The organism is Pyruvatibacter sp., assembly GCF_040219635.1.
Lineage (GTDB): Bacteria > Pseudomonadota > Alphaproteobacteria > CGMCC-115125 > CGMCC-115125 > Pyruvatibacter.
Map to the genome: position 1 here is coordinate 337,645 of NZ_JAVJSC010000004.1, position 25,922 is coordinate 363,566.

Consider the following 25,922-nt stretch of genomic DNA (forward strand, 5'->3'; position numbering starts at 1 on the left):
CACGCACTCAAAAACACGCACTCAAAAAAGAGGGAAACGCTTATGGCCTACAATCCGTTTGATCTGACAGGCAAGGTTGCACTCGTTACCGGCGGCAATGGCGGCATCGGCCTTGGCATGGCGGACGCCATGGCACAGTCGGGCGCAGACATCATGATCTGGGGCACCAACGAGAAAAAGAACGCGGCTGCCGTAGCGCAACTTGAAGCCCATGGGCGCGGCAGGATAGCCGCCATGCGTGTTGATGTGTCCAGTGAGGATGAAGTCGTGCGCGCCATGGCTGACACCGCAAAACAAATGGGGCGTATTGATGCGGTCTATGCCAATGCAGGTATCGGCTATGGAGCCAACTCGTTCCTCAACATCACGGCAGAGATGTACCGCAAGGTGCTGGCCGTCAACCTGGACGGGGTGTTCTGGACGTTCCGCGAGGCGTGCCGCCACATGCAGGAGCGTGCGCAGGCGGGCGATCCGGGCGGCTCGATTGTGGGCGTCGCCAGCCTCGCCGCTATTGAAGGTGCCGGTCGCAATGAACATTACGCCGCCACCAAAGGTGCGGTCATTTCAATGATGAAGGGCGTTGCCGTTGAGTTTGCAAAGCATGGCGTCCGGGCCAACGCCATTTTGCCGGGCTGGATTGCCACCGACATGACGTCCGCTGCTCAGGACGCACCGGCGTTCGCGGAAAAAGTCATTCCGCGCGTGCCTGCCCGTCGGTGGGGGCAGCCGGAAGACTTTGGCGGTGTTGCAGTTTATCTGGCGTCGGACGCGTCAAGCTATCACTCCGGCGATACCTTCGTGATCGACGGCGGATACGCGATTTTCTAGGTAGGGAAACACCTGCTGACGACGCGGGCCACAGCGCCCGCGTCGTCATGCCAGGTGCTAGTTGATTGGCACGTTGCGATTGGCGTAGGCCAGTTCGCACTGTGCATACAGCTCACTGCCCACTTCGTAGCCTTCGCTTTCAACGCAGTGCTGCATGGCCTCCCAGAAATGTCCGGGCCGCGCAAACTCTGTCAGCTTCTGCTCATGGGGCAGACTGTCCCAGTAGTCCTGCACTTCCTGGCGCTGCGCAGGTGTTACGCAAATCAGGCGGCCGAACTGATCGGTTTCGTTGCGCGCGATACATGCATCTGACGGACCGCGGAATGTACCGTCCGCGTTCCACTGGGTCGCATTTTGCTGCCAGCTTTTGTTGCGCATCTCCACGCATTTGTCGCTTTGCGGCGTACCGGCACGAAAGCCCAGAAAGTCACAATAGATAACCGCACGCCACTCCTCGAATTTCGCTTTGTGAAGCGAGTCCTTGAAATAGGCGGGCATCTGTCGCCACCAGCGCTCAAACCGTTCACGCTCGACATCATTCATGGTGGTCATGAAGGCACGCAGTTCAGGTGTGTAGTCGCTTGCTGCGGCCTGCTGCGGCGACACTGCAGCCATTGTCATGGCGAGAAGGGCCAGTAGTCCAAGACGCTTACGCATATGAGTTTCCTCCGTAAGAGGGACGCCGGCCTATCTGCGGTCAGTCGCAGATCAGGCGGCCCCATTTGTCGGTTTTGTTGCGGGCAAGACAGGCCTCTGACGGACCTTTATAGGTGCCATCCGCGTTCCAGCGATCAGCGGTAGCCATACGATCAGCATATTTTTGCTCGCGGCAGTCAGCGCCTTCGGTTGATCCGATACGGAAGCCCAGAACATCGCAAATTACTGACGGACCCCACTTCGCAAGCGGCTGTCCTGCCAGTTCACCTCGCATTGATGCGGGTGCCTGCGACCACCAGCGCTCAAACCGCTCAGTGGTCATTCCCATTTCAGAGGCAATTTCATCTACCGGATAAGGGTAGCTTTGGGCCGTTGCCGGATTTGCTGAGCCAATCACTATGGCGGCGGCGAACAAGAAACCCGCAACGGGGACAATAAAACTCAAACGCATGATACGCACACTTCCTCCAGGAACCGGGCTCAAGAAACCGGGGTTTGGGCACCCACTTAGTAAGTTATCCTAACCACTTTTGGTGCGAGAGCAATTGAAAATACCGTTGCCAGCAAGATGCGACTGTTAGGCCGGGTCTGGCGGGCCTTTGAGTTCAACCGTGTTGCCGTCGGGATCAGGAATGTACAGCGAAGGCCCAAAGCCACCAGCACCATAGCGGCGCTCCACCTCACCAACACTTACGCCATGGGCCGTCAGCCAGTTGCGGATATCGGCTTCGTCGAACTCACCTAACGACAGGCAGAAATGGTCCATGTTGTGACCGCCGGTGTTACCGTTTGTGCCAGGAGCCTCGCCGCCCTTGCGGCCCAATTCACTGTCAACAGCCACCAGGTCTATCAGGCTGGCACCCGCGCGCAGTTGCACCAGCCCGATATCGAGGCGGCGCTCCACTTCAAGCCCCAATATGCCTTGATAAAATGCCAATGCGCGATCCATGTCAGCCACGCGCAAAACTACGTGATCCAGCGCGACAATATCCAGCATCCCGGCCATTGGGTGTTCCTTTCCAACAAGGTGACAGCGTGGCAAAACAAGCCAACGGGGGTTTGGCCGACTGGCTGCATGGGGCATTATGCGGCACACGCTTGTTGAACGGAACACGTATGCGGCATTACACCAACAAACACTCCGCCCTGCTCGTCATGCTGATATTGGGCCTCACGGGCATGTCGCTTTCCACGAGGGCCGACCCGGTTGTGGATGAAGGCCTGAAACGTCTGGCAGGCACTCTGGGTGCTGTTCACTACTTGCGGGTGCTGTGCAAACCGTCAGAGGGGCAGGTTTGGCGGCTCAAGATGCTGGACATGCTTGCTGCCGGTGATCTTTCGCAAAGCGGAAAGGACGCATTGATCGGGTCGTTTAACGCGGCCTACAGCCGCCAGCAACGCGCGCACCCCACCTGTACGCAGGCGGCTGCAAACCTTGGCAATACGTATGCACGGCAAGGTGCCCAGGAGGCGCAAAGGCTCGCGGGGCGGCTCGCGGGGCGGCCTGCCGGGCGGCCTGGCAGCTAGAGGCGTGCTGCCAGATCAACCGCACGGGCAAGTTCGCCGGGGCTGACATCACCCAGCAGCACCTTGCGCACACCATCTTCGGCCAGTGTCTGAAATCCTTTTTCTGTCGCCGTTGCGCGCAGGTCGGCGATGCTGGCCCCTTCGGCGATCAGGTCGTTCATGTCGTCATCAATGATCAGCACTTCGGAAATAACCGTGCGGGCCCGATAGCCGGTGTTGCGACACGACGGACAGCCGTTGGGCTGATAGACCGTTGGGCGGTCCGAGGGATCCAAACCAAAGATGAAACACTCGTCGGCGCTTGCTGTGCGGGATTGTTTGCATACGGAGCAAAGGCGGCGCACAAGGCGCTGAGCCATCAGCGTGCTGAGGCGTCCGGCAAGCTGGCGCGGGTCATCAACCAGACCGATCAACTCAATAAGCGCTGACAGTGAATCCGGTGCATCCATGGAGGTCAGGACCAATCGCCCTGCAGATGCCGCATTGGCAAGAGACGCTGCGGATATACGGTCTTTGATCTTGTCAAACAGCAGCACGTCAGGGTCCTGCGCCACGACATCGGCAATCAGGTCTTGTGCGTTTGCCGCCTGCGCGGACGTTACCTCCAGCTGGCTAACCAGCGGCAGGCGATAGCCTATGCGCTGTTCCACCGTGAAAATCGCGCGATCCGCTGCTTTCATTTCCCCAAGCATACCGTAGAGCGTTGTGGTGCGGCCGGACGCGCGGCCACCTGCCACCACAATCATGCCTGAGGGACGCACGAGTGAGCGCAGAACCAGCGCTGCGGAATGCTCGGACAGGCCAAGTTCGCCGAGCGATAATGGCTCGCGGGCAATCTCGCCCATGCGAATGGTCATGCGCTCGCCGTTGAGCGTTTCAAATGTATTCAGGGTACAAAGAAAAATCCGGTCACCCAGACGCATGGTGAACTCGCCCGGTGCGGCGGTTGCCCCGGCAGAAGCATCGTCACTGGTGCTTGCAATGTTTCTCAAATGGGAAGCAACCGGCGGCCAGAAACGCTTGTCAATTGCGGATGACTGCTGCATGGCACCGTCAACGCGGTAGCGCAGCCGGACATAGCCATCAACAGGCTCAAAGTGTGCGTGGCTGGCGCCGGCCTTCACGGCCTGAAGCAGCGCGGCATTGACCAGACGTACAGCCGGGTCTGCCCATACGGTTGCTGCACCGCCACGTTCCTCGGTGCCGCGCGCCAGGCCCTTGAGGATACTCTCGGCAGCCATCTGATTTTCCAGCACGGCATCAATCGTGGCGAGCAACGCCTGCGCGGGCCAAAAGCACGGCTCGATGCGTGCGCCGACCGGCAGATACGGGCGCAACTCTTCAATCTTGTCGATGAGGCTGGGGTGCGCGAGGGCGACCATGATTGCGCCCCCACCGGCTGACACAGGCAATACCCTTGCAGACCGAATGAGATCTGCCGGGGCCAGCTTCAGGGCATCGGGATCAATGAGCGTATGCAGAGGGTCGTGTGTCTGTGCGTCGGCGGCATCCCCTGACGCAAACGCGTTCATGTCGCTGAGTATTTTACCCAGCAGCCTGTGCGGGCTGCGTTCCTGTTCCGCAAGGGCTGTATCAAGTGCTGTGCGCGAGACATGGCCCAGCTCAACCAGACGTTCGCCAATGGGGCGTTGCATGTCACCGAGCGGCTGACGTGTGCGCGCCGAGGAGCCTATATCAGCCAAATCAACGTGCTCGACCAATGACATATCGGACGCACGAAGCGGCTTGATATCAGGTGCGTTTGAGGCAGGCGTTGAAGTTGCGCCTGTTGAAACGACCGCAGAAATCGGCGTGACGTTGGCAGGTGCCGGGGTCTGCGCGCGACGCTGAGGCGTTACACCCGCCGTGCGGATAAGGCGTTCAATGCCCATATCCACGTCGTCAGGTGTGTCAAACTCCGCAAACTCCTGGTCACTGATTTCGGTATCGATGCCCAGATCCTCGATGCTCAGCGCGGTGACATCGCGCGGGCGCCTGGGTGCGCCGTCCTGCGTTTTGTCGTCTTTGCTGCCGCTGTTGCTGTCGGTCATGTCACTCTTGCCTAAGGTCATGCTTACGCCCGCCTTGCCAAATCCCGTATCAGGTCACTTTAGTCCGGATGCACGCGGCGTTCTTGTGGCGCGCGCTGATACCGGCCTTTTGACGCTCAACGATGCAAAGGTCGGGCCGGATCAATGAGCCGCACCGCACACGCCTTTCACCCTCCCCAAAGCGTGGTCTTAAGCAAAGCCTAGCAGCAAGGAAGCCTTGCAGACCAGTGCCTTAGGGGGCATGGATTAACCGTATGTGTCGTCTGTGAACCTGCACTAAATCACGGCCTCAATGACGAATGGCCCTTTACGGGACATTGATGCCTTGAACGCCTCATTGAAGGCTTCGGCGGTTTCGCAGCGCACAGCCTCAACGCCCATGCCATTTGCCAGGTGAACCCAGTCCAGCTCCGGGTTATGCAGATCCAGCATCGAGAGCGCCTTGGGGCCGGGGTTTTCAGCACCAACGCGCATCAGTTCGATGTTCAAAATGGCGTAGGAGCGGTTGGCCAGAATGACCGTTACCACGTCGAGTTTTTCGCGCGCCTGGGTCCACAGGGACTGGAGCGTGTACATCGCCCCGCCGTCGCCATGAAAGCAGACAACCTTGCGGTCCGGGCACGCAACGGCAGCACCAGTGGCAAGCGGCAGGCCCTGCCCGATTGACCCGCCGGTGAGACACATATGATCGTGCGGCGCGGCGCGCTCGGTGTAGATATTGGTGAACAGGCCTGCTGTCGCACCTTCATCGGACAGAATTGCGCCTTCGGGCAGATAATGGGCAATGGCGCGGCCGACGCCGTCTGCGTCCAGGGAACCGGACGCCAGGTCAGGTTTGGTAAGTTTCACATATTCGTTCGCCTGCGCCGGAGCACCAACAGCTTCCGCCAGCGCCTCAAGGGCAGCCAGACCATTTTCTTCGGGGCGGGCCAGCACCAGCGTTTCAGCATCGGGCGGTGTCAGCCAGCTTTCCTTGCCGGGATATGCAAAAAACGCGACGGGGTTTTGCGAGCCGCACAGCACCAGCTGCTCGACGTCAGCGATGTGCTCAACTGCCTGCTCGGCAAAATAGGGAAGCCGCTCAATGCTGACACACCCTGCACCGCGCTGCATACGTGGCGTGAATGTGTCACACAGGATGCGTGCGCCGGTGGCCGCCTGAATGCGGCCCGCCAGATCAAGCCCGTCTGCCAGCAAGGCGCGCCCCCGGATCAGTATGGCTGACTTTTTGCCGTTCTTGAGCGCGACCGCGACTTTGTCGATTGTGGCCTGATCGACCTGCGCAAACGGCGCGGCGGCAATCGGTTTTGCCGGGCCTTCCGCGTCCAGCCATGCCGTGTCCGCGGGCAGAATGAGGGTTGCGATACCGCCCGGCGCTCCCATGGCGGCAGCATAGGCCCGGGCACCGGCTCCGGCCACGTCAGTGGCGCGCTCGGGCGTTTCCATCCACACGGAGTTTGGCGACGCAACACTTGCAATGTCAGACGACAGCGGCGCGTCATACTGGCGGTGATAGGTTGCGTGTTCGCCTACCACGTTGACGATCGGCGTGGCGGCGCGACGGGCGTTGTGCAGGTTGGCAAACCCGTTCCCCAGCCCTGCGCCCAGATGCAGCAGTGTGGCGGCGGGTTTGCCAGCCATGCGGCCATAGCCGTCGGCAGCGCCTGTGACCACACCCTCAAACAAGCCAAGCACGGGGTGGATACCATCGATACGGTCCAGCGCAGCAACGAAATGCATTTCCGATGTACCGGGATTTGTGAAGCAGACTTCCACGCCACTATCGACGAATGTCTGCACCAGGCTTTCCGCACCGTTCATGTATCCCACTCCCTTGTTGTTATAATCGCGTAGCTACAGGTGCGCGCACTGCGCCCGTCAGCCTACCAAATTGACAATCAGACGCCCCAGAATAAACACGCCAAACAGCACAATAAGCGCGCCGGAGACGCGGTTTATCATGAACAGGTGCTGCTCCGTCATGCCGCCGCGCAAAAGCCCGACCGTCATGGTGACACCCAGCCACCACAACGCAGAGCCGATAAAAACAGCAACAACCAGCAACGCAGCCGTTATCAGGCCCGGCTCGGTTGTAACCAGCCCGCCTACACCACCAAATATCGCAACAAAACCAAGCATGGTGGCAGGATTGGTAATGGTCAGCATAAAGGTTGCCAGCACGGCGGCGATCAGATTGCTGCGGGTGCTGGTTCGCACCGTATCGGTGTCGTCGGGTTTGCTCAAAAAGGTGTGAATACCAAGACCAACGAGAAACACACCGCCGACGGCCTGCAGCACATCATCAAATGTCACGACCAGCGATGAGGCTGCTGTTAAGCCAAATGCTGCAACGGCGGCAAACAGCGCATCTCCGACTGCGGCACCCAGCCCTGAGACAAAGCCGTTGGTTCGCCCATACGCGAGTGTGCGGCGGATACAGATCAGGTTAACCGGCCCGATCGGCGCCGCCACGACGATGCCAATGAGCACGCCATTAAGTATCAGATACCAGTCGGGCATTCATAACCTTGGTGAGTGAGACGCAAACCCGTTTCGCGTCTCATGTGCCTGATAGGCGCGCCTTAAACAACCACGACATCATTGCCAGGCGGGTCAGTGAACAGTTTGTCCACCATCGCCTTGCGGCGCGACAGGGACACCGACTGATTGATGTACCCCTTGTCGGTCAGTTCGCCGGCATCGAGTGACGGGGGTTCGGCCAATAAAAGAGCACGGTGTATCTGGGTCGATGAACCCGGATTACGCGAATTATGCGCACGCAAACCTTCGGCGATACGCTCCAGCACGCCGGGTGCACGCACGACATCATCCGCAGGCGTATCATCATCCAACCCTGCGGCCTTGCGGCACGCGGCAAGATTGGGAAACCCCAGAACGCCGACATAAGGCTGGTCGAGCCCGGCAACCAAACAGTCGTTTATGAGGCCGCCACCCGCTTCAACAGCCTGCACGCGCATACGGCCCGCATTGACCCAGGTGCCGGACGAAAGTTTGAAGTCTTCAACCACGCGGCCATCAAACACGAGGCCCTGCGCAGGGTCGTTATCGTCCACAAACTTTGCGGCATCTCCGAGCTTGTAGTAGCCCTCGTCGTCAAAAGCGTCTGCGGTTTTTTCCGGGTTCCTGAAGTAGCCCGGCGTGATGCAGTCGCCTTTGACGCGGACTTCCATCTTGAGGCCCGCAGGCACCAGTTTTATTTTGACGCCGGGCAGCGGCAGCCCCAGCAGTCCCATGCGCTCAGTCTCCCAGTGAGTGCTTGTGATGGTTGGCGCGGTCTCGGTTGCACCATAGCCTGACGTAAACAAAATACGCTCGCCGGTGATGCGGATGGCAACCGCCTGCATACGTTCAGCCAGATCCTGATTGAGTGCCGCCCCGCCATAGCCCATGGAACGAAGCTGCGAGAAAAAGTTCTTTGCCAGCACATCATCACGCTCAAGCTCTTCGATCAGCATGACATAAGCAGCGGGCACATTGGTGTATGTGGTAGGCGCTATTTCGCGCAGGTTCTGCACGGTTTCGGCGAACTGCCCGGCAACCGGGCGACCACCATCAATGTAAAGCGTGCCGCCCGCGGTCAGCAGATTATTCAACACCGCGTTGCCGCCAAACACGTGGTTCCACGGCAACCAGTTGATAAGCGTGGGCGGGGCCTCGTCCGGGTCTGTTTCAATCAGCCTGGTGGCCATCACCGAGTTGATGCACATCATGCGATGCGTGGTGATGACCGCTTTGGGCATTCCCGTTGAGCCGGATGTGAACAGATATTTCGCCACCGTGTCATAGGTCAGCACGTCATAACGCGCCTCAACAGCACCTGTGGGGTCGGTCTTCAGGATGTCATCGTAAGATGTGCTTTGAAATGCGGGTGCCGGGTTTTGCACGTGGATCAGCGATAAATCCTCCATGTCGAGGGCGCTCATCGCATCCTCAAACATTGCACCGTCCTGCACGAAAATGGCCTGTGGCTCTATCAGATCAAAGACATAGCGCAATTTGGCGTAATCAGAGCTGATGAGGCTGTAGCTTGGCGACACCGGCACAGCAGGCGCCCCCGCCAGAATGGCCCCATAGGTCATGAGGGCGTGTTCAAGCGAATTGCCGGAAAGGATCATCAGCGGCTTACCCGGACCAACGCCACGGTCGATCAATGCCTGCGCAATGCGGCGCACACGGTCATAGGCCTGGGCGTAGGTGATCTTCTCCCAGTCACCAAACGTCTGGCCCGGTTTGGGGGCTCGGCGTTTGGCAAGCCATACATTATCGGGCGTTTCAGTTGCCCATTTCTTCAGCGGTTCAATAACGTTGGCCGCCGGGTCGCCCATGGGGTGCGGGTTCTCCAGCACTATGGAGCCGTCCTCTCGACGCTCCACGTCCACCCGGGTTTCGACAAAATTGACTTTTCTGAATGGCGGCAGATCCATGTCCCGCGCTCCCCTGTTCCCCTGATGCACGCCGGTTCTTTTTAAGTGACCGGGCGCGCTATTGGTTCGTGTGCTTTTATGCGTTGACGTCCACGACAAGGCGACCGCGAACCGTACCCGCCATAATGTCAGAGGCAGCGCCCACGACATCATCAAGGCCGATTGTTTTTGTCATTGCTTTGAGCTTGTCCAGATCAAGATCGCGCGCCAGGCGGCTCCATGCTTCCTCGCGGATGCCACGCGGGGCCATCACGCTGTCGATGCCCGCTAATGTCACGCCGCGCAGGATAAACGGATACACGCTGGACGGCAGGTCAGCGCCGCCTGCCAGCCCGCAGGCTGCCACGGTGCCGCCATAACAGGTCTGAGCAATCACGTTGGCCAGTGTCACACCACCCACAGCGTCAACAGCACCGGCCCAGCGTTCCTTGCCGATGGGTCGTCCTGGTTCGGAGAACTCCGCACGGTCGATTACGTCGGCAGCGCCAATGCTTTTGAGGTAGTCAGCTTCCTGTGTCCGCCCGGTAGAGGCGACAGCGCGGTACCCCAACTTCGCCAGCAGCGCGATGGCCACGGAACCCACACCGCCATTTGCGCCGGTCACCAGGATATCGCCGTCCTTGGGGCCGATGCCGTGTTTCTCAAGCGCAAGGACACATAGCATGGCCGTATAGCCCGCCGTGCCGATGGCCATGGCGTCGGCGGTCGAAAATGTTTCAGGCAGTTTCACCAGCCACTCGCCCTTGATGCGGGCGCGCTGGGCGTAGCCGCCGCTGTGGCTTTCACCCACGCCGTAGCCGTTGAGCACCACCTTGTCGCCGGGCTTCCAGTCATTGTTATCGGAAGCGGTCACTTCGCCCGCGAAGTCAATGCCCGGCACCATCGGAGATGCCCGCAAAATGGGCGCCGCCCCGGTAATCGCCAGACCGTCTTTATAGTTCACGGTCGAGTGGGCAACGGCGACGGTTACATCGCCGTCCATCAAGTCCGCATCAGAAATATTGGTGACCTCGACGGTCTGGCCATCATCGGTTTTGGTTGCCACGAGTGCGCGGAATGTATCGGCCATGTCTTCGGTCTCCTGAGAGTGGTGTTGCATCTGTTTTTCGGGCGCAACGGGACCCTATCGAGCGCAAGGCGTCAACCCCGTACACGCGAGGCGCGGCCTGCCGGTGCTAGCGCACTGACAGGACCTCCTCCACGGTTCCCTCAACGCTGTGGCGCAGAATATGGTGCTGGTGCCAAAGCGCATAATACAGCAGCAACCATGCGGCCTGCCCCTCGCGCTTGGCGGGCCGCGTGCCGAGGCCCGCAAACAGCGCACGGACACGGTCAATCTTGCAGAGCTCGGCCACGCCGGGCTGCATTGCCACCAAAGGTGCAAGCTGCTGGCCGCGCCGCGCAATCCATTCACCCACGGGCACAGTAAAGCCGCGTTTGCGGGCGAAGGGTTCAGCTTCCGGCAGGTGTTTTGCCAGCCATGCCCGCAACAGATATTTGCCGGTCCGGCCCTTGAGCTTCAAGGCGTCCGGCAAGGCAAACGCGACTTGTGCCACTGCAGGATCAAGCAGTGGTGTGCGGCCCTCAAGACTGTGGGCCATCAGGCATCGGTCGAGTTTGATGAGCAGATCATTCGGCAGCCAGTCCGCGCAATCAACGGCCTGGGCGCGCTGTAACCTTGTGTGCCCGCCACCTGCACGGTTCCATGCCGCGGAAATGCCGTCGCGCCAGTCAGGTGTTTCGGTGTGCAGAAGGTGCAGGCCGTCGAGCGAACCGCGCGCGCGCATGGCGCGTCCGCCAAGCCACGTGGGACGGGTGATGGCGCGGTAGCGGCCATAGCCGGCAAACAGTTCGTCTCCCCCCTCCCCGCACAGCACCACTTTTACGTCCTGCGCTGCCACCGCTGCCAGTTTGAATGTGGGGATGATGGCGTAGTCAGCCGTCGGATCATCTACGGCAGCAGCCATGGCGGGCAGAAGCGACCAAAAATCATCTTCCGTTACATCAATGCTCACATGGTCGGCACCGGTAGCAGACGCAACACGGGCTGCGTGCTCGCGCTCGTCCTGAACATGGGTGCCGGAGAAGCCTGCTGTATAGCAGCGCACCGGCTGGTCGTTGAGACGCGCCATGCACGCCAGAATGACTGAGCTGTCGATGCCACCGGACAAAAACATGCCGTAGGGAACATCAGACCGCTGATGAACGCGCACACTGTCGATCAGTGCGTCCTCCAGCATCACCATGGCGCGCTCTTCATTCACCGCAACAGGCGCGCCTTTAGGCAGAGCATCGCGCCGATAGCGTTCCAGAATGCGGCCGCGCTCGATCAACAGTGTTTCGCCCGGCAACACGCGATTGATACCGACAAATGCCGTGCTGCGGCCGGTGGTGAACTGAAGCTGCAGAAGCTGCCCGGCTGCGGATATATCCAGTTTCGGCTCAACAAGGCCCGTCGCCAGAATGGCCTGCGGCTCCGACGCAAAAACAAACCCGTCGGTTGTTTCTGCATAATACAACGGCTTGATGCCGAAGGGATCACGGGCCAGCAACAGGCGCTCACCATCCGGGTCATACATCGCGATTGCGTACATGCCGCGCAGGCCATCAGCGAAGCGCATTCCGTCGCGGCGATAGAGCTTGAGCGGGGTCTCACAGTCTGAGTGGGTGGAGAAGTTTGCTTCGCCAAACTCGCGGCGCAACTCGAGGTAGTTATAAATCTCGCCATTTGCGACGAGAGCCAGTCCTTCATCGTCAAACAAGGGCTGGTCGCCGGTTTCAAGATCAATGATTGCAAGACGGGTTTGGATCAGCCCGGTGGCCCCGGAGATAAAACTTCCTTCGCCGTCCGGGCCGCGATGGGCCAGCGCCTGCGACATGGCGTTGAGCGCTGCTGCCGATGGCGACTGCCCGCTTGTTGTCTGCACTCCTGCAATGCCGCACATATCTGGATTTGTCTTTTGATTATTGAGGAGAGTGGTTGTCGAAGAGGGACGCCAGCGTGCCTAACGACGCTTTTCTTGTACCTGTGTAAACAGCGAAACGTAACGGTCAACACATGCGGATTGTGAAAACTCGGCTTGCGCCCGTGCAGCCCCAGCCACCGCAAGACGCGCAGCAAGCTGCGGGTCATCGCGCAGGCGGGCAATGGCTGCGGCCACGGCAGGCGCATTGTCGCGCGGCACCAGCAGCGCATCGTCGCCATCGCGCACCAGCCATTGGGGGCCTGTGGCATTGGCGGTGATGACCGGTGTTCCGTGGGCCCAGGCGGCAATAATGACGTTGCCGAAAGGTTCAAACCGCGACGGAAACACACAAATGTCGGCGGTGCGCAGGAGCCTGCCGGGGTCATCGCGCCACCTCAGCCACTTAACCCGCGAGGCCACCCCCAGATCACGCGCCTGCTGCTTGAGATCTGCCTCCAACGGACCAGCGCCGGCGATCCACAGATACGCACCCGGCGTTGCGGCCAATGCATCAAGCGTCACGTCAAAGGCCTTGGCGTCGTGCAAACGCCCCATGGCCAGCAGCAGCAATGCGTCGTCGGGCGTATCAAACATGCTGCGTGGCAGCGCCGGGCGCGGGTCAACCGTGGCGAAATTGGGAATGAAATGCACTGACGATGGGTCAAACCCACCATCGGTCAGGTAGGTCACAAGATCAGGGGTGTTGCACACATGCGCGTCGAACCCCTGAAACGATTTGAGGTTGTAGTAGCCGCCATGGCGCGCAATACGCGCATAGTCGCCCTTGGGTGTGGCGCGTGAGGCGCGGCCCATCCACGACAGGATGACATCGGGCTGCATATGGGCCACAGCCGATTTGATGGCCCGCGACGTGGTAAAATCCAGCCAGCGTTTGAACGGTGCCTGGGTGTGCCCCACATGAGCCTCGTCAAGGAGCGCTTGCCGCGCTCCATTTGGCCGCATCACCGCATGGGTCTGGTGGCCGGCGGCGTGAAAGGCGATGGCGAGATCAACAAAAAAGCGTTCAGCGCCTCCAACATCACCGCCGGCAATGGTGTGCAGTATCTTCACGACCCCCCGTCGCCTTTTTCAAGCGTTGCCTTGAGGTACGAAACGACCGGGTAGAGCCCTGCCAGCACGGCAACCAGAAAACCGTAGCCGCCTTCGCGGTATCCCTTGCGGCGCACATAGGCTTTGTAGAAGCGCGATGGGATGCGGCGGATATTGCGGCGCAGGGTCTCCGCCTCAGCCTTGCCGCTATGACGCAGGTCCGCCGCGTTGGCGGTTGTGTAACGATCAAATCGCGCCAGCATATCGGAGATGTTGTCATCCACCAGATGGTCGATGCGGGTGTCGAGCATACCAAGGCGCGGCCCCATTTCGAGCGACGGATGAACCCGCTGGCGACCCCATTTCTTGGTGCCGCGGGCAAAAAGGCGTGGCGCAGCGCTGGCACCGATATACGCACCCCAACCGTAGCGCACTCGGGTTTTGCCCACATAGTTGTCGAACTGCACCAGATAGTGACCGGGGGGCGACGTCAGCGTGACTGCTGATATTTCACGGCCCAGATCAGCGGGCACGCGTTCATCAGCATCCACTTCCAAAATCCAGTCGCCGGTGCACGCGTCGATGCCTGCGTTGCGGCGGTCACCTTCAATGGGCCATGCGCCTTCAATGATTTTGTCGGCACCCGCTGCAAGTGCCACATCCCTTGATTTATCCGTACACCGATCAAGAACGACCACGCGCTCATCCGCGAACGAAAGCGCGGCAAGGCATCCGGCCAGGTTGTGTTCCTCGTTGTGTGCGACTGTAAGAGTCGAAAGGCGCGGGAACGATGGAATACCAGTGGTTGTTGTTTTTGCGTGCAGCGCCCGCGCAGCCTGCACAGCCTCGTCGACACTCAGGCCGGTCATTTCGCTTTTTGGTGAGCGATAATCGTAGGCAGGATCGGAAATGATTTCCTCAAAGCTGCGCGGACCGCGCACGCTTGCACCTTTGGGGCCCCACGGGCCGTAGCGATTTTCAGGGCTGGGGCCGAACAGGCCCAGCGTGGGGAGGCCGACGGCAGCAGCCATATGCATGGGGCCTGAATCATTCCCCACATAGAAGTCCGCGCGCTCAAGGCAGGCCGCCGTCAACGGCAGGTCCGTCCTGCCGACAAGATCAATCAGCCTCTCTGACGGAATGCTGTCGATGACAGGCAGGGCTGCTTCACGCTCGGCTGCCGCCCCAATGAGCATGACGCGGGCACCGGGCAGAATGCCGTCAGGGGCGATCAACCGTTCAATAAGAGCGCTGAAACGGTCTGCGGGCCACGCCTTGCCTGCCCAGTTGGCGGTTGGGCCAACAGCCAGCACGGGGGGGCCAGGCGGAACGAGCTTTGCTGCGCGCACCCGCGCTTCTTCGCCTGTTGCAAGCCGGGGCGCCGGTGCCGGCGTCAGACCCAACACGGTTGCAATATGGGGCACGCGGTGCAGGCGTGTGTCCTGGCGCAGCACGTGGCGGGCTTTGGCACGCAGTGTGTACGCCAGTAGCGAAGCGCGCAGATCAATCACCATGTCCCAGCGCGTGCCAACAGTCTGACGCCACAGGGAAACCCAATGGCCCGCACGTTTTTGCTTCTGCATTTCAATGATGCGGGTGACGCCGGGCTGATCGCGAAACAGGGTTGCCGCCGCGGGGCCGCACGCAACGGTGATTTGCGCCTGCGGATAGCGGTCGGCCAGCCACGACAAAACACCGCTGGACAGTACAGCATCGCCGATGCGGTTATACGTGACGAAGAGAATATGCTTCATCGGGGGCAGGTGGCTCTTGGCTGATGTGGCGGCGCGCAAAAAGTGTTTATCCCTGCCTTATAGGTGCGCGGCACCGTGAAAGCCAATCCGCTTGTGGGGGCCTGAGCCTTGAAGCCGGGGCTCAAGCACCCCACCCTGTGACAGACCCAGCCCACTCAAGGAATGACCTGCACATGACTGATATGACCCACGCTCATCTGACCGACCGATCCGTCTTGCGGGCGCATGGTGCGGATATGCGCGACCTGCTGCAACGACTGGTAACGGGCAATCTTGACGCCGTGGCGCCGGGCCACGCGGTTTATTCGCTATTGCTCACGCCGCAGGGCAAGTTTTTGTTCGACTTCTTCATGGTTACTGACCCCGGCGATGAGACGGCGGTTTTGATTGACTGTGCAAAAGGGCGGGCGACTGACCTGCGCAAGCGGCTCACCATGTACAAGCTGCGCGCTGATGCCGCTTTTGATGATGTCAGCGCCGATTATGCTGTGCTTGCTTCATGGGGCGACGGTTCGCCTGATGGGGGCCACGCTGGCTCATTTGTTGATCCACGCACGCCACTGCTTGGCACGCGGGTGATTATGCCGGTTGGTGATGTGGACGCTATGCCGTTTGTCGGTCCCGAGGCGTACCGGGCCCACGCTGTGTCTTTGGGCGTACCTGACGGAGCGCTGGATATTGGTGCTGACAAGGATTTTCCCATCGAGTGCAATCTTGATCTGCTCAACGGCATTGATTTCAAGAAGGGTTGCTTTGTGGGTCAGGAAGTGGCGTCGCGCACGCACCGCAAGGGCAAGGCACGAAAGCGGCTGGTTGTTGCAGATGTTGACGGGCCCACGCCTGATGCGGGCAGCGACGTGATGATGGGGGATGCAAAAGTCGGCAGTGTTGCCGGGTCGGCGGACGCGCAGGTGCTGGCGCTGGTGTTTCTGGATCGCGTTGCAAAAGCGCGAGGCGTTGCCGCGCAGGCAGGTGACGCCGCGCTGACGCTGAAAGTGCCGCCTTATGCCGCGTTTTCACTTGAGGATAACAGCGAAAGCGAAAACGCATGAGCCCTACCGGCGCCACAAAGCACGAACGCTGTGGCTGGTGCGGCGACGACCCGCTTTACGTGGCATATCATGACGATGAGTGGGGCGTGCCTGAATATGACGACGGGGCACTGTTTGAAAAACTTGTGCTCGACGGGTTTCAGGCGGGCCTTGCCTGGATCACCATCCTGAAAAAGCGGGACTCATTTCGCGCGGCCTTTGATGGTTTCAAGCCGGAAACAATTGTCCGCTATGGTGATAAGGATATTGCACGGCTGCTGGGGGACGCAGGCATTGTCCGACACCGCGGCAAGATCGAAGCCACTATCGGCAATGCCAGAGCCTATCTGGATATCATGGACAAAGAGCCGAACGGGTTTTCGGGTTACCTGTGGTCTTTCGTGGACGGGAAACCCGTCGTGAGCACGTCGCGCAACTGGAAAGACATGCCGGCTGCAACGCCCATGAGCATGGCGCTGTCAAAAGACCTCAAGAAGCGCGGCTTCAAGTTCTGCGGGCCGACAATCGTCTATGCGTTTGCGCAGGCCGTGGGCATGTTCAACGACCATCAAACGACCTGTGTGCGTCACGCGGAGTGCGCAGCACTTGCGCGCTAGCATCACTTCACGGAATAACCCAGGCTGACGTGCCGGCTTCATAGTCAAAGATAGCGCGCCGGTGACCGGCACTATCCAGATACAGCCAGTCCAGTTTTTGGGTATGAAAGCGCATCACGGCGAAGTTTTCAGAGCCTGCTTCCAGCAGGTCCGCGGGCACGCGTTGGCCTCCATCTGCAAAGTCCGGCAGGCCGGATGTGCCCTGCGGGCGTGGGGTGCCGGGGGTGTCTACTGCCAGGTAGCACACCTTGCTGCCGGGGGCCGTCGTGGCCCAGATACCGTCGCGCACAGCGCCTTCAGTCAGCACTTCCGCGCGCACGGTCAGGCGTATCTGCGCCTTGGCGGCGGCATCGTAAAACAAAAGCTGGGCGCGCGAATCATGCAGCAATTGCTGCGCTTTTGGTGCCCGCAGGTCTGTGTTCGCGCGCAAAATGCGGGTTTTTTGGTCTGCTTCGCGCAAAACCACCGTGCGGGCCTGCGGGGCACCGTCTGCGGTAACGGTGGCCAATGTGACTGTATGAAACGGTTTCTTGTAAGACTTTGCGCCTGCTTCCAGCATCTGCCATGCTTTTGTTTCCGCTGCGTCAAGCTGGGAATAATGGGCGATATCGCTTTCTGAAGCCGGTGTTTCAGGTGGTGTGTCGGTGGCGATGGTCGTGTCCGTCATGAGGGTCCTTTAAGGCGCACTGCCGGTGTAAACCGCGCCCGAAAACAAAGGCTGTTCACCATGCGCGGCGGGTTACGCTGGCATGGCGGCGGTCCTTCACCTAAATTACCATCAATAAAGTACCTTAATGACGCGCGCGGGCCAGCCTTCGCGGGCGGGGAACGTCAAAAGGCGTCACAAAAAATCTCAGGTGGGGTGAGTTGACCAAAGTAGTCATCAGCGGAACGGGCGTTTTCACGCCGGAAGAAACGATAACCAACGAAGAATTGGTGGAATCGTTCAATACCTATGTACGCAACTTCAACGAAGCCAACAAAGACGCGATAGAGCGCGGCGAGGTTGAGGCGCTGAATGAATCGTCTGTGCCCTTTATTGAAAAGGCATCCGGCATTCACCAGCGCCACGTGATGAACAAGTCAGGTATTCTGGACCCGGACATCATGGCACCGCGGCTGCCTGAACGGCCCAACGAAGAGCCGTCCATTCTGGCTGAGATGGCGGTCGCTGCCGCAAAAGATGCCATGAAGCAGGCTGGCAAAACCGCCGCGGACGTGGATGCGGTGCTGGTGGCGTGTTCCAACCTTCAGCGGGCCTACCCGGCCATTGCGGTTGAAGTGCAGGATCTGCTTGGCATAGACGGCTTTGCCTTTGACATGAATGTGGCGTGCTCCTCAGCCACGTTCGGCATTCAGCAGGCCTACGACATGATCCGCTCCGGCTCCGCCAAATGCGTGTTGGTGACTGATCCTGAGATTTGCACCGGTCATCTCAACTTCCGCGACCGCGACAGCCATTTCATTTTTGGGGATGTGGCAACGGCGATCATCATTGAGGCCGCAGATACGGCAACCGTCGAACATCCGTTTGAAATTATCGGCACACGGTTGAAGACGCAGTTTTCAAACAACATCCGCAATAATTTCGGCTTCCTGAACCGCACAGCGCCTGAGAGCGTTGGCACCAAAGACAAGCTTTTTGTTCAGGAAGGCCGCAAGGTGTTCAAGGAAGTGGTGCCCATGGTGTCGGAGATGATCCTTGAACATCTGCACGACGAGAACATCGGCAACAACAACCTGAAGCGCATGTGGCTGCATCAGGCCAATGCGAGCATGAATGACCTGATCGGCAAAAAAGTGATGGGCCGCCCTCCCTCTGAGGAAGAGCAGCCCAACATTTTGAAGGACTATGCCAACACGTCATCGGCCGGGTCGATCATCGCGTTCAGCCAGTTCAGCGACGATTTTGAGCCGGGCGATGTGGGCGTTATCTGCTCGTTCGGCGCGGGCTACTCCGCTGGCAGCGTGCTTGTGCGGCGGGTCTGACTTTACGGGTCACCCCCTACGGGTAAGGCCGCACTGCCATGACTTTGAAAGTGTGCATCTCACCGTCGCTTTCGGTGATTGACACATACTCGCCTTCCGCCAGCTTGTGGCGGTCAAGCTTGAACAGCAATTCGTCGTCTTCGTCGTCAGCAGCGTCGTAGTCAAACTTCCAGCCTTTGCCGACATGGCGCAGATGGCCGCGCAGATCGTCTTCGTCTTCCCAGAAGCGATGCACGGTGCAGTCGTCCTTATGGTTTTTCCAGGCGTCGGGGTCGAGCTGCATGTTGTCGTCAAGAGGCACAACAAACTCGTATCCACACTCAGACGAGCCGGACGGATATTGTTCGCTGCGGGCGACGTTGAGATGCACGCGATAAAGCGCCATGAGTAAGGTCCTTCGTTGTAGAAAAAGTAGGGAAAACCGTGTTGGTGTCAGTGCGCCATCAGCACGGGAATTGTGGCGTGGGAGCGAATGTGGCGGGTGACACCGCCCAGCACAAGTTCGCGCAGGCGTGAATGGCTGTAGCCGCCCATGACCAGAAGGTCAGCGCCCAGCACACCTGCTTCGGCGAGCAGTACCTCACCCGTATTGCGATTGTCTTCGGGCACAAGATGGACGTCGGCGACAACGCTGTGCAGCGTCAGATACTCAGCCAGTGCGCGTGCGCCAGGCGCATCATTGATGCCGTCTTCGTCAACGCAAACAATGGTGACCTTTTTGGCTTGGGTCAAAAACGGCATGGCGGCAGTTACAGCATTGGCTGCTTCACCGCTTTCGTCCCAGCCGATTACCACGCTGGTCCCAACAGATTGCGTGGCAGACGCAGGTGCCAGCAGAACCGGGCGACCTTCCGCCAACATGCAGGTTTCAAGCGCGTTGGGGCCTGAGGTCTGGTCGCGGGCTGATGCGTCAGCGACAATGACAAGGTCAGCGAGCCGGCTTTCAGCAGCAATGACATCTGCCGCACGACCGGCCTTCACGCGAACACGCGCGGTTGCCACGCCGGGCTTCGTTGTGTCGCTCAACTCAATGCCTGCTTCGGCTGCGGCCTTGGCGGCAGTTTCGCGGCACTGAGCCTCCGCGCCATCAGCAGCCTTGCGGGCGGTCTCAATAATATCTTCCACCACGGGACCCGAAATGCCCTCACCCAAATACGGCAATGCATCGGTTGGATTGGGGCGGACAAACAGAATATCCGCCTGCGCGTCAAAGCGCTTTGTCAGGGCAAGGCCGGTGGCCAGGGCGCTTGCGTCTGACTGCGACCCGTAGAGAGGGCAAAGAATGCGTTTGATGGACATTGTGTGTTTCCGCCTTGCCGCAAAAAACCAAAAAACCGAAAAAACCAAAAAAAAAAACGTGCAGGTGGACTATCCGTAACCGGTGATTTTCAAGCCATGACCTGTATCAACTCCGATCCTTCGCAGTGTATCAAGTGAGGGCCAATCGACAACGGGATAATCGGCTTTTACAAGAGCTCACCGCATGAGTTGATCCTGAAACGGGAGTATTCCCCTGCCCCGCCCAAAACCGCAAACAGCGAAAACGACAGACGCACCGCGTGCATGGCAACGCATGTTGAGTGGACGGCGGCTTGACCTGATTGACCCGTCGCCGCTGGATATCGAGATTGAAGACATTGCCCATGGGCTTGCCCGTGTCGCGCGCTGGAACGGGCAGACGACGGGAGAGCACGCCTACAGCGTTGCGCAGCACTCGCTGCTCGTAACAGACTTGGCGCAGGCCTTTGCACCGCAGTGGGACCAGACAAAGCTGCTGGCAGCGCTCCTGCACGATGCGCCCGAATATGTGATTGGCGACATGATCAGTCCGTTCAAGGCAGCGCTTGGTGTTGATTACAAAGACTTCGAAGGAAGGCTGGAAGCAGCTATTCACGTTCGGTTTGGCATTCCCGTTCACACGCCCAAACATGTGGAACGCACAATCAAGCGCGCGGACATTGTGTCTGCCTATATGGAGGCAGTTGAACTTGCCGGGTTTGAACCGGGTGAAGCGGCAAAGATATTTGGACGACCTCGGCTGACGTCAGCCCAATCGCGGGCAGCTCGGCGATGGATCCAGCCAATGTCCGCAAGCGCAGCACAAGCTGCCTACCTCAAGCGATTTGCGACCCTGGCAGCGAAATAGCTGCTTTAAATTGCCTTTCAGAATCAACACCTTCATAATGCTACATATGAGCAAAAGGTGTCGTTAGGGTGGTCCAAAACCCGCCATTTTGACGCCGATGGGCTTTTTACATGGTGAGAGGATGGCTGCATGACCGCATCTTCTGAAGCATCGACACCAATCGGCCATGTGTCGTTTGGAGATACATCAACGGCGGTCGTCGTTGGCTTGAACGCGGCCATTGTCACCGTGGCTGAGCAGGAACCACGCACGCTTATCGTGCAGACGCCCAACCCGACCTCGCCGCATCATTGCGATGGTTGGGACGCCCTGCCTTTTGGACCGTTTGACCCCCTCGTGCACCGGACCATGGCAACGGGGTTGCACGCCTGGGTGCAGGAACAAACGGGTCTTGATCTGGGGTATGTCGAACAGCTTTACACCTTTGGTGACCGAGGCCGGAACAGACTGCCGGATGACATCGGCCCGCATATCATTTCGGTCGGATATCTTGCACTGGTCAGCACGGATGACCTTGGTGAGGATGTAGCGGCACCGGAAAGCGTTTGGCGGGGCTGGTACAGCTATTTTCCGTGGGAAGATTGGCGGCACGCGCGCCCCCGGATCATCGATGATGCAATTGCACCGCTTGTAAATGCGTGGGCACAAAGCGCTGAAACGTCGCCCGTAATTTCAGAGCGCAAGCAACGCCTGAACCTGTGTTTTGGGCTTGGTGGCATTTCCTGGGATGAGGAAAAGGTTCTGGAGCGGTTTGAGCTGCTCTATGAAGCCGGCCTTGTGGATGAAGCCGCCCGAGATGGACGGCGCAATGCAAAGCGCAAATTGAACACGCCTGAAGGTGAACAGGATGTGCCGCCGCTGGGCGATCCCATGCAGCATGATCACCGGCGTATTCTGGCAACTGCCATGGGCAGACTGCGTGCAAAACTGAAGTATCGCCCGGTTGTCTTTGAACTCATCATGGAAGAGTTCACGCTAACGGAGCTGCAACGCACTGTTGAAGCGGTGATGGGCATCAAACTGCACAAGCAAAATTTTCGACGGCTTGTCGAGAAGGCCGGCCTTGTTGAACGCACCGGACGCATGACGACCAACACAGGCGGCAGACCGGCGGAGCAATTCAGGTTCCGCCGGGAGGTCGTGACGGAACGCGCAGCACCGGGTATGCGCGTTGGTGTGCCCCGTCGCAGCACATCATGACAGCTTGCGTCTTCGTCCCGTAATTAGCTGTTTGTCTGTGGACTCAAATCAGTGGCTATTCGATTTGAGATGGACTGATAGCTGTCGTTACGATTTTTCGCCGCAGCAGAATGACCACAACGAAAACCACACATGCGATGCCAACGGCTGCCGGGAACAGCACCGTCGTCCACGAATAGTTTTGAAGTGCGGCCACCACGAAGCCATTACGCAGAGCACCAAGCGCAAAGAAAAGCGCGTTTTCTTCATAAGGAGAAGCGTAGGCTTTTCTGACGGATGGCCCGAACCCCAAAAGATCGACAATCGTCAGCACAAGGACGGCCAGAAAAGGATTATCTGTCGCAAACCAGAGCGGCAGGGCACTGAGCGCAAACGCGAGAAATACCCAGTCAATGGGGACGATGCTTTTGTCCGCTGACTTGGTGAGCGCAAGCGCGGCCACAAAAAACGTAATGATGCCTGAGATGCCGATAGGCCAGGCACCAATCCCCGCGCCATCAGATAGCTGCGCAAAGAAGACAATGACCGTGCCGGCAGCCCATATCACCCATGAAAACACGTGCGGCTTTGTCTCCTCACGCAGGACAGCGCGGATGTAGGGATAAAACGCCACAAAGGTGAGCAGCAGGGCGGCGGCACTCAGCACGGCTTTTGTTATGGGGATATCTTCCATCCAGCGAGCAAAGCACAGCTATCCGATCTGAGTGCATGGCCAAAATCAGATATCGCCAATGCGCTGCGAAACATGCCCGCGATGGTGACCCTTTTCAGATCGCTTGCAGCACTTGACTAGAGTAATGCTCATATGTAGCATTACTCTGGATTTTTACAGAGCGGCTTATGTCCGCCTTTTTGCGGCCCCCTTTATGCTCATTTAGAGCATAAGCCGCGACCAGCCCCAAGGGAGGCCTGGCTATGACGATCGTGTATGAACGCAGCGCGTATGACGTCAGTGCAAATGACGGCATAAAGAGCGCCAAGGCCACAAGGCCTGTGGCGAAGAAGCCTGTTCCTGACATTGAGGTCCCCGACTACACACCGGGCCTCGCCAAGGAAATGGCGCCAATGTACGCGCGTCTTTCCAAGGTCATTCCCTCGGTCGAGTGGCCTTTTTTTGCGCCGTATATCTACGAGATCAACCGGCTGAAAAAGCAGAAGAATGCCGTCATTCTGGCGCATAACTACATGACGCCGGAAATCTTCCATGGCGTTGCCGACATTGCCGGCGACAGCCTGCAGTTGGCCATTGAGGCCACAAAGGTCGAGGAGCAGGTGATCATCCAGTGTGGTGTGCACTTCATGGCGGAAACGTCAAAGCTGCTGAACCCGTCCAAGACCGTCATCATTCCTGATGAGATGGCCGGGTGTTCGCTGGCATCTTCCATTACCGGGGCTGATGTGCGTGCCATGCGCGAAGCCTTTCCCGGCGTGCCGGTGGTGACATACGTCAACACTTCTGCCGAGGTAAAAGCTGAAACAGACATATGCTGCACATCGTCCAACGCGCTCAAGGTTGTTGAAAGCCTCAATGCGCCGCGCGTGATGTGCATTCCCGACGAATACCTTGCGCGCAACGTGCAAAAAGAGACGGACGTTGAGCTGATTACCTATAAAGGCTCGTGCGAGGTGCATGAGCGCTTCACGCCGGAAGAACTTCGTCAGTACCGGGAGAATGACCCCGGCATCAAGATCATTGCGCATCCTGAGTGTCCGCCCGACGTGCTGGACGAAGCAGATTTTTCCGGCTCGACCTCTGCCATGATCAATTGGGTTAAGGACAACCAGCCCGGCAAAGTGATGATGGTGACCGAGTGTTCCATGTCCGACAATGTGGCGGTGGAAAACCCGAATGTGGATTTCATCCGCCCGTGCAACCTGTGCCCGCACATGAAGCGGATCACGCTGCCGAAGATCCTCACATCTTTGCACACACTGCGGGACGAAGTGCTCATTGATCCGGCCATTGCTGACCGCGCGCGGTTGCCGATCGACCGTATGATTGCGCTCAACAATTAGCGTTTTGATGTCGCGCTGAAACCGCCGGAAGGCGCACAATGACAAACCATCGCGAGCATGTAGCCGGTGATGTGCTTATTGCAGGCGCAGGTCTTGCCGGACTGTTCACCGCGCTGAAGCTGGCGGACGCGGGACGGCGGATCACTGTGCTTGCGGGCATACCGCGGCCTGGTGGCGCAACATCAACCTGGGCGCAGGGCGGTATAGCCGCAGCCCTTGGCGAGGATGACAGTACTGACCTGCACGTGGCTGACACGCTGGCCGCAGGCGACGGGCTGGTGGACGAACCCGCTGCCCGTGTGCTGGCGGAAGATGCCGCCGCGCGCATTGCTGACCTTGAAGCGCTGGGTGTTTCGTTTGACAAAAAACCAGACGGCCGTTTTTCGTTGGGCCGTGAAGGCGCACACTCGCGCAACCGCATTGCCCATGTAGGCGGCGACGGTGCGGGCGCGGCTATCATGGGCGCGCTGCTGAAAGCTGCCCGTGCCCACGAGGCCATACATATTGTGCCCGGCTGGAATGCCGCCGATCTGATTGTGGAAGGGGGTGCTGTTACCGGCGTTGTCACGCGCGGCGGTGTGGGGCCGGATGCGCCGACGCTGCATTTCCGGGCACCTGCCACAGTGCTTGCAACGGGCGGCATCGGTGCCCTTTTTGCCGTTACCACCAACCCCGCAGGATCGCGCGGCCATGGGCTTGGGCTTGCGGCGCGCGCGGGTGCGCTGGTGAGCGACGTTGAGTTTGTGCAGTTTCACCCAACTGCCATCGTCAGCACCGAAGACCCCGCCCCGCTTGCCACCGAGGCCCTGCGCGGCGAAGGCGCAACCCTGTTGCGGGCCGATGGGTCGCGGCTGATGGACGGCATTCACCGCGACATGGAACTTGCACCGCGCGATATTGTGGCCCGCGAAATTGCCGCGGAAATCGCCCGTGGCGGCCAGGTGTTGCTGGACTGTCGGACGGCTGTTGGTGCGGTGTTTCCCAAGCGGTTTCCGGCCGTGTATGCAGCCGCACAACGTGCTGGCATTGACCCTGTTCGTGAGACCATTCCTGTCGCGCCTGCCGCGCATTATCATATGGGGGGTGTTGTGACGGCCCTGACAGGCGAAGCTTCCCTGCCCGGTCTTTATGCCTGCGGCGAAGTCTCGCGCACAGGGGCGCACGGCGCCAACCGGCTGGCCTCCAACTCATTGCTTGAATCGATTGTCTTTGGTGCCCGCATTGCCACACACATTGCCGCACTCGGCGACCGTGGCCCAGCGCCCGGACAGGCTCCCGCAGGGGGTGACGCCCCCAAGGGTCCGGACCCGCATGGTGTGCAAATTGTCCGGCTGCGGCAGAGCATGTCACGTGATGTAGGTGTCGCGCGGGACCGCGCTTCGCTGGGGCGCGCGCTTGGCATCATCCGCGAGCTTGAAACCCTCGCGCGGCCTGAAGCGTCTGGTTACCGCAACATGCTGGCAGCGGCTCACCTGATTGCTGCCGCCGCCCATCGCCGTTGCGAAAGCCGGGGCGGGCACGCCCGCCTCGACTACCCGGCGACCGACACAACCCTGCAGCGGACCATGCCCCTCACCCTCGCCCAAGCTTACGAGACCGACATTGCAGCTCCTGAAACAAGATCGGCCTGACGCCATGACGCGCT

The 25,922-nt window shown here is 59.4% G+C and carries 24 protein-coding genes; 9 read left to right on the plus strand and 15 right to left on the minus strand.

All coding sequences use genetic code 11. The features are described from left to right. Positions 1–42: 42 nt before the first annotated feature. Entirely contained in the window at positions 43–828 is a 786-nt protein-coding gene (locus RIB87_RS10380) for an SDR family NAD(P)-dependent oxidoreductase (RefSeq protein ID WP_350146270.1), read from the plus strand. Between the two features lie 57 nt (positions 829–885). Here RIB87_RS10380 and RIB87_RS10385 read toward each other — a convergent pair whose 3' ends face one another. The 3 genes from RIB87_RS10385 to RIB87_RS10395 form a co-directional block, all read right to left on the minus strand. Continuing rightward, complete coding sequence (locus RIB87_RS10385; RefSeq protein ID WP_350146272.1) at positions 886–1,485, minus strand: hypothetical protein; 600 nt, start codon at positions 1,483–1,485, stop codon at positions 886–888. Between the two features lie 40 nt (positions 1,486–1,525). Further along, on the minus strand, positions 1,526–1,936 hold the full coding sequence (locus RIB87_RS10390; protein ID WP_350146274.1) for a hypothetical protein: 411 nt from the start codon (positions 1,934–1,936) through the stop codon (positions 1,526–1,528). Positions 1,937–2,062: 126 nt separating this feature from the next. After that, the gene (locus tag RIB87_RS10395) at positions 2,063–2,491 is read right to left on the minus strand and encodes a VOC family protein (protein ID WP_350146276.1); all 429 of its coding nucleotides are present in this window, start codon (positions 2,489–2,491) and stop codon (positions 2,063–2,065) included. 95 nt (positions 2,492–2,586) lie between these two features. Here RIB87_RS10395 and RIB87_RS10400 point away from each other — a divergent pair, with 95 nt between their 5' ends. Then, positions 2,587–3,012 (plus strand): TIGR02301 family protein, encoded by a 426-nt coding sequence (locus RIB87_RS10400; protein ID WP_350146278.1) that lies wholly within the window; start codon positions 2,587–2,589, stop codon positions 3,010–3,012. Here the strand turns inward: RIB87_RS10400 and RIB87_RS10410 are convergent. The 8 genes from RIB87_RS10410 to RIB87_RS10445 all read right to left on the minus strand — a co-directional run bounded on the left by RIB87_RS10410 (position 3,009) and on the right by RIB87_RS10445 (position 15,278). Further along, positions 3,009–5,063: a GspE/PulE family protein gene (locus RIB87_RS10410; RefSeq protein ID WP_502943237.1), complete on the minus strand. Its 2,055-nt coding sequence runs from the start codon at positions 5,061–5,063 to the stop codon at positions 3,009–3,011. The two genes, RIB87_RS10400 and RIB87_RS10410, sit on opposite strands and share 4 nt — an antisense overlap. A gap of 276 nt (positions 5,064–5,339) precedes the next feature. Next, positions 5,340–6,884, minus strand: coding sequence for an acetolactate synthase large subunit (locus RIB87_RS10415; RefSeq protein ID WP_350146280.1), 1,545 nt, complete (start codon positions 6,882–6,884; stop codon positions 5,340–5,342). Positions 6,885–6,941: 57 nt separating this feature from the next. Then, positions 6,942–7,583, minus strand: a complete 642-nt coding sequence (locus tag RIB87_RS10420; RefSeq protein ID WP_350146283.1) for a LysE family translocator — start codon at positions 7,581–7,583, stop codon at positions 6,942–6,944. Positions 7,584–7,645: 62 nt separating this feature from the next. Continuing rightward, positions 7,646–9,508 (minus strand): AMP-binding protein, encoded by a 1,863-nt coding sequence (locus RIB87_RS10425; protein ID WP_350146285.1) that lies wholly within the window; start codon positions 9,506–9,508, stop codon positions 7,646–7,648. 76 nt (positions 9,509–9,584) lie between these two features. Continuing rightward, on the minus strand, positions 9,585–10,577 hold the full coding sequence (gene acuI / locus RIB87_RS10430; protein WP_350146287.1) for an acrylyl-CoA reductase (NADPH): 993 nt from the start codon (positions 10,575–10,577) through the stop codon (positions 9,585–9,587). Between the two features lie 106 nt (positions 10,578–10,683). Continuing rightward, the gene (gene asnB, locus RIB87_RS10435; protein WP_350146289.1) at positions 10,684–12,453 is read right to left on the minus strand and encodes an asparagine synthase (glutamine-hydrolyzing); all 1,770 of its coding nucleotides are present in this window, start codon (positions 12,451–12,453) and stop codon (positions 10,684–10,686) included. 60 nt (positions 12,454–12,513) lie between these two features. Further along, complete coding sequence (locus RIB87_RS10440) at positions 12,514–13,545, minus strand: glycosyltransferase (RefSeq protein WP_350146291.1); 1,032 nt, start codon at positions 13,543–13,545, stop codon at positions 12,514–12,516. Then, on the minus strand, positions 13,542–15,278 hold the full coding sequence (locus RIB87_RS10445) for a glycosyltransferase family 9 protein (RefSeq protein ID WP_350146293.1): 1,737 nt from the start codon (positions 15,276–15,278) through the stop codon (positions 13,542–13,544). Before RIB87_RS10445 ends, RIB87_RS10440 begins: the two co-directional genes overlap by 4 nt. Positions 15,279–15,451: 173 nt before the next feature. Here RIB87_RS10445 and ygfZ point away from each other — a divergent pair, with 173 nt between their 5' ends. Next, the gene (ygfZ, locus tag RIB87_RS10450) at positions 15,452–16,330 is read left to right on the plus strand and encodes a CAF17-like 4Fe-4S cluster assembly/insertion protein YgfZ (RefSeq protein ID WP_502943238.1); all 879 of its coding nucleotides are present in this window, start codon (positions 15,452–15,454) and stop codon (positions 16,328–16,330) included. Next, positions 16,327–16,926: a DNA-3-methyladenine glycosylase I gene (locus tag RIB87_RS10455; RefSeq protein ID WP_350146297.1), complete on the plus strand. Its 600-nt coding sequence runs from the start codon at positions 16,327–16,329 to the stop codon at positions 16,924–16,926. The genes ygfZ and RIB87_RS10455 overlap by 4 nt, the downstream gene beginning before the upstream one ends. Before the next feature lie 7 nt (positions 16,927–16,933). Here the strand turns inward: RIB87_RS10455 and RIB87_RS10460 are convergent, their stop codons facing one another. Then, complete coding sequence (locus tag RIB87_RS10460; protein WP_350146299.1) at positions 16,934–17,593, minus strand: pyridoxamine 5'-phosphate oxidase family protein; 660 nt, start codon at positions 17,591–17,593, stop codon at positions 16,934–16,936. 200 nt (positions 17,594–17,793) lie between these two features. On the opposite strand from RIB87_RS10460, the gene RIB87_RS10465 reads away from it, so the two are divergent. Next, positions 17,794–18,915: a beta-ketoacyl-ACP synthase III gene (locus RIB87_RS10465; protein ID WP_350146301.1), complete on the plus strand. Its 1,122-nt coding sequence runs from the start codon at positions 17,794–17,796 to the stop codon at positions 18,913–18,915. A gap of 16 nt (positions 18,916–18,931) precedes the next feature. Here RIB87_RS10465 and RIB87_RS10470 read toward each other — a convergent pair whose 3' ends face one another. Beyond that, positions 18,932–19,300 (minus strand): hypothetical protein, encoded by a 369-nt coding sequence (locus RIB87_RS10470; RefSeq protein ID WP_350146303.1) that lies wholly within the window; start codon positions 19,298–19,300, stop codon positions 18,932–18,934. Between the two features lie 47 nt (positions 19,301–19,347). After that, positions 19,348–20,214, minus strand: a complete 867-nt coding sequence (locus tag RIB87_RS10475) for a universal stress protein (RefSeq protein WP_350146305.1) — start codon at positions 20,212–20,214, stop codon at positions 19,348–19,350. 274 nt (positions 20,215–20,488) lie between these two features. Between RIB87_RS10475 and RIB87_RS10480 the strand changes: the two genes are divergently transcribed. Next, on the plus strand, positions 20,489–21,061 hold the full coding sequence (locus tag RIB87_RS10480) for a YfbR-like 5'-deoxynucleotidase (RefSeq protein ID WP_350146307.1): 573 nt from the start codon (positions 20,489–20,491) through the stop codon (positions 21,059–21,061). Positions 21,062–21,190: 129 nt separating this feature from the next. After that, positions 21,191–22,261: an NUDIX hydrolase gene (locus RIB87_RS10485; protein ID WP_350146309.1), complete on the plus strand. Its 1,071-nt coding sequence runs from the start codon at positions 21,191–21,193 to the stop codon at positions 22,259–22,261. A 55-nt stretch (positions 22,262–22,316) separates the two neighbouring features. On the opposite strand, the gene RIB87_RS10490 is transcribed toward RIB87_RS10485, so the two are convergent. Beyond that, entirely contained in the window at positions 22,317–22,934 is a 618-nt protein-coding gene (locus tag RIB87_RS10490; RefSeq protein ID WP_350146311.1) for a hypothetical protein, read from the minus strand. Positions 22,935–23,176: 242 nt separating this feature from the next. Here RIB87_RS10490 and nadA point away from each other — a divergent pair, with 242 nt between their 5' ends. Continuing rightward, a complete protein-coding gene (gene nadA, locus RIB87_RS10495; protein ID WP_350146313.1) occupies positions 23,177–24,277 on the plus strand; it encodes a quinolinate synthase NadA in 1,101 nt (366 codons plus the stop codon). A gap of 38 nt (positions 24,278–24,315) precedes the next feature. Then, on the plus strand, positions 24,316–25,908 hold the full coding sequence (locus RIB87_RS10500) for an L-aspartate oxidase (RefSeq protein ID WP_350146315.1): 1,593 nt from the start codon (positions 24,316–24,318) through the stop codon (positions 25,906–25,908). Positions 25,909–25,922 lie beyond the last annotated feature (14 nt).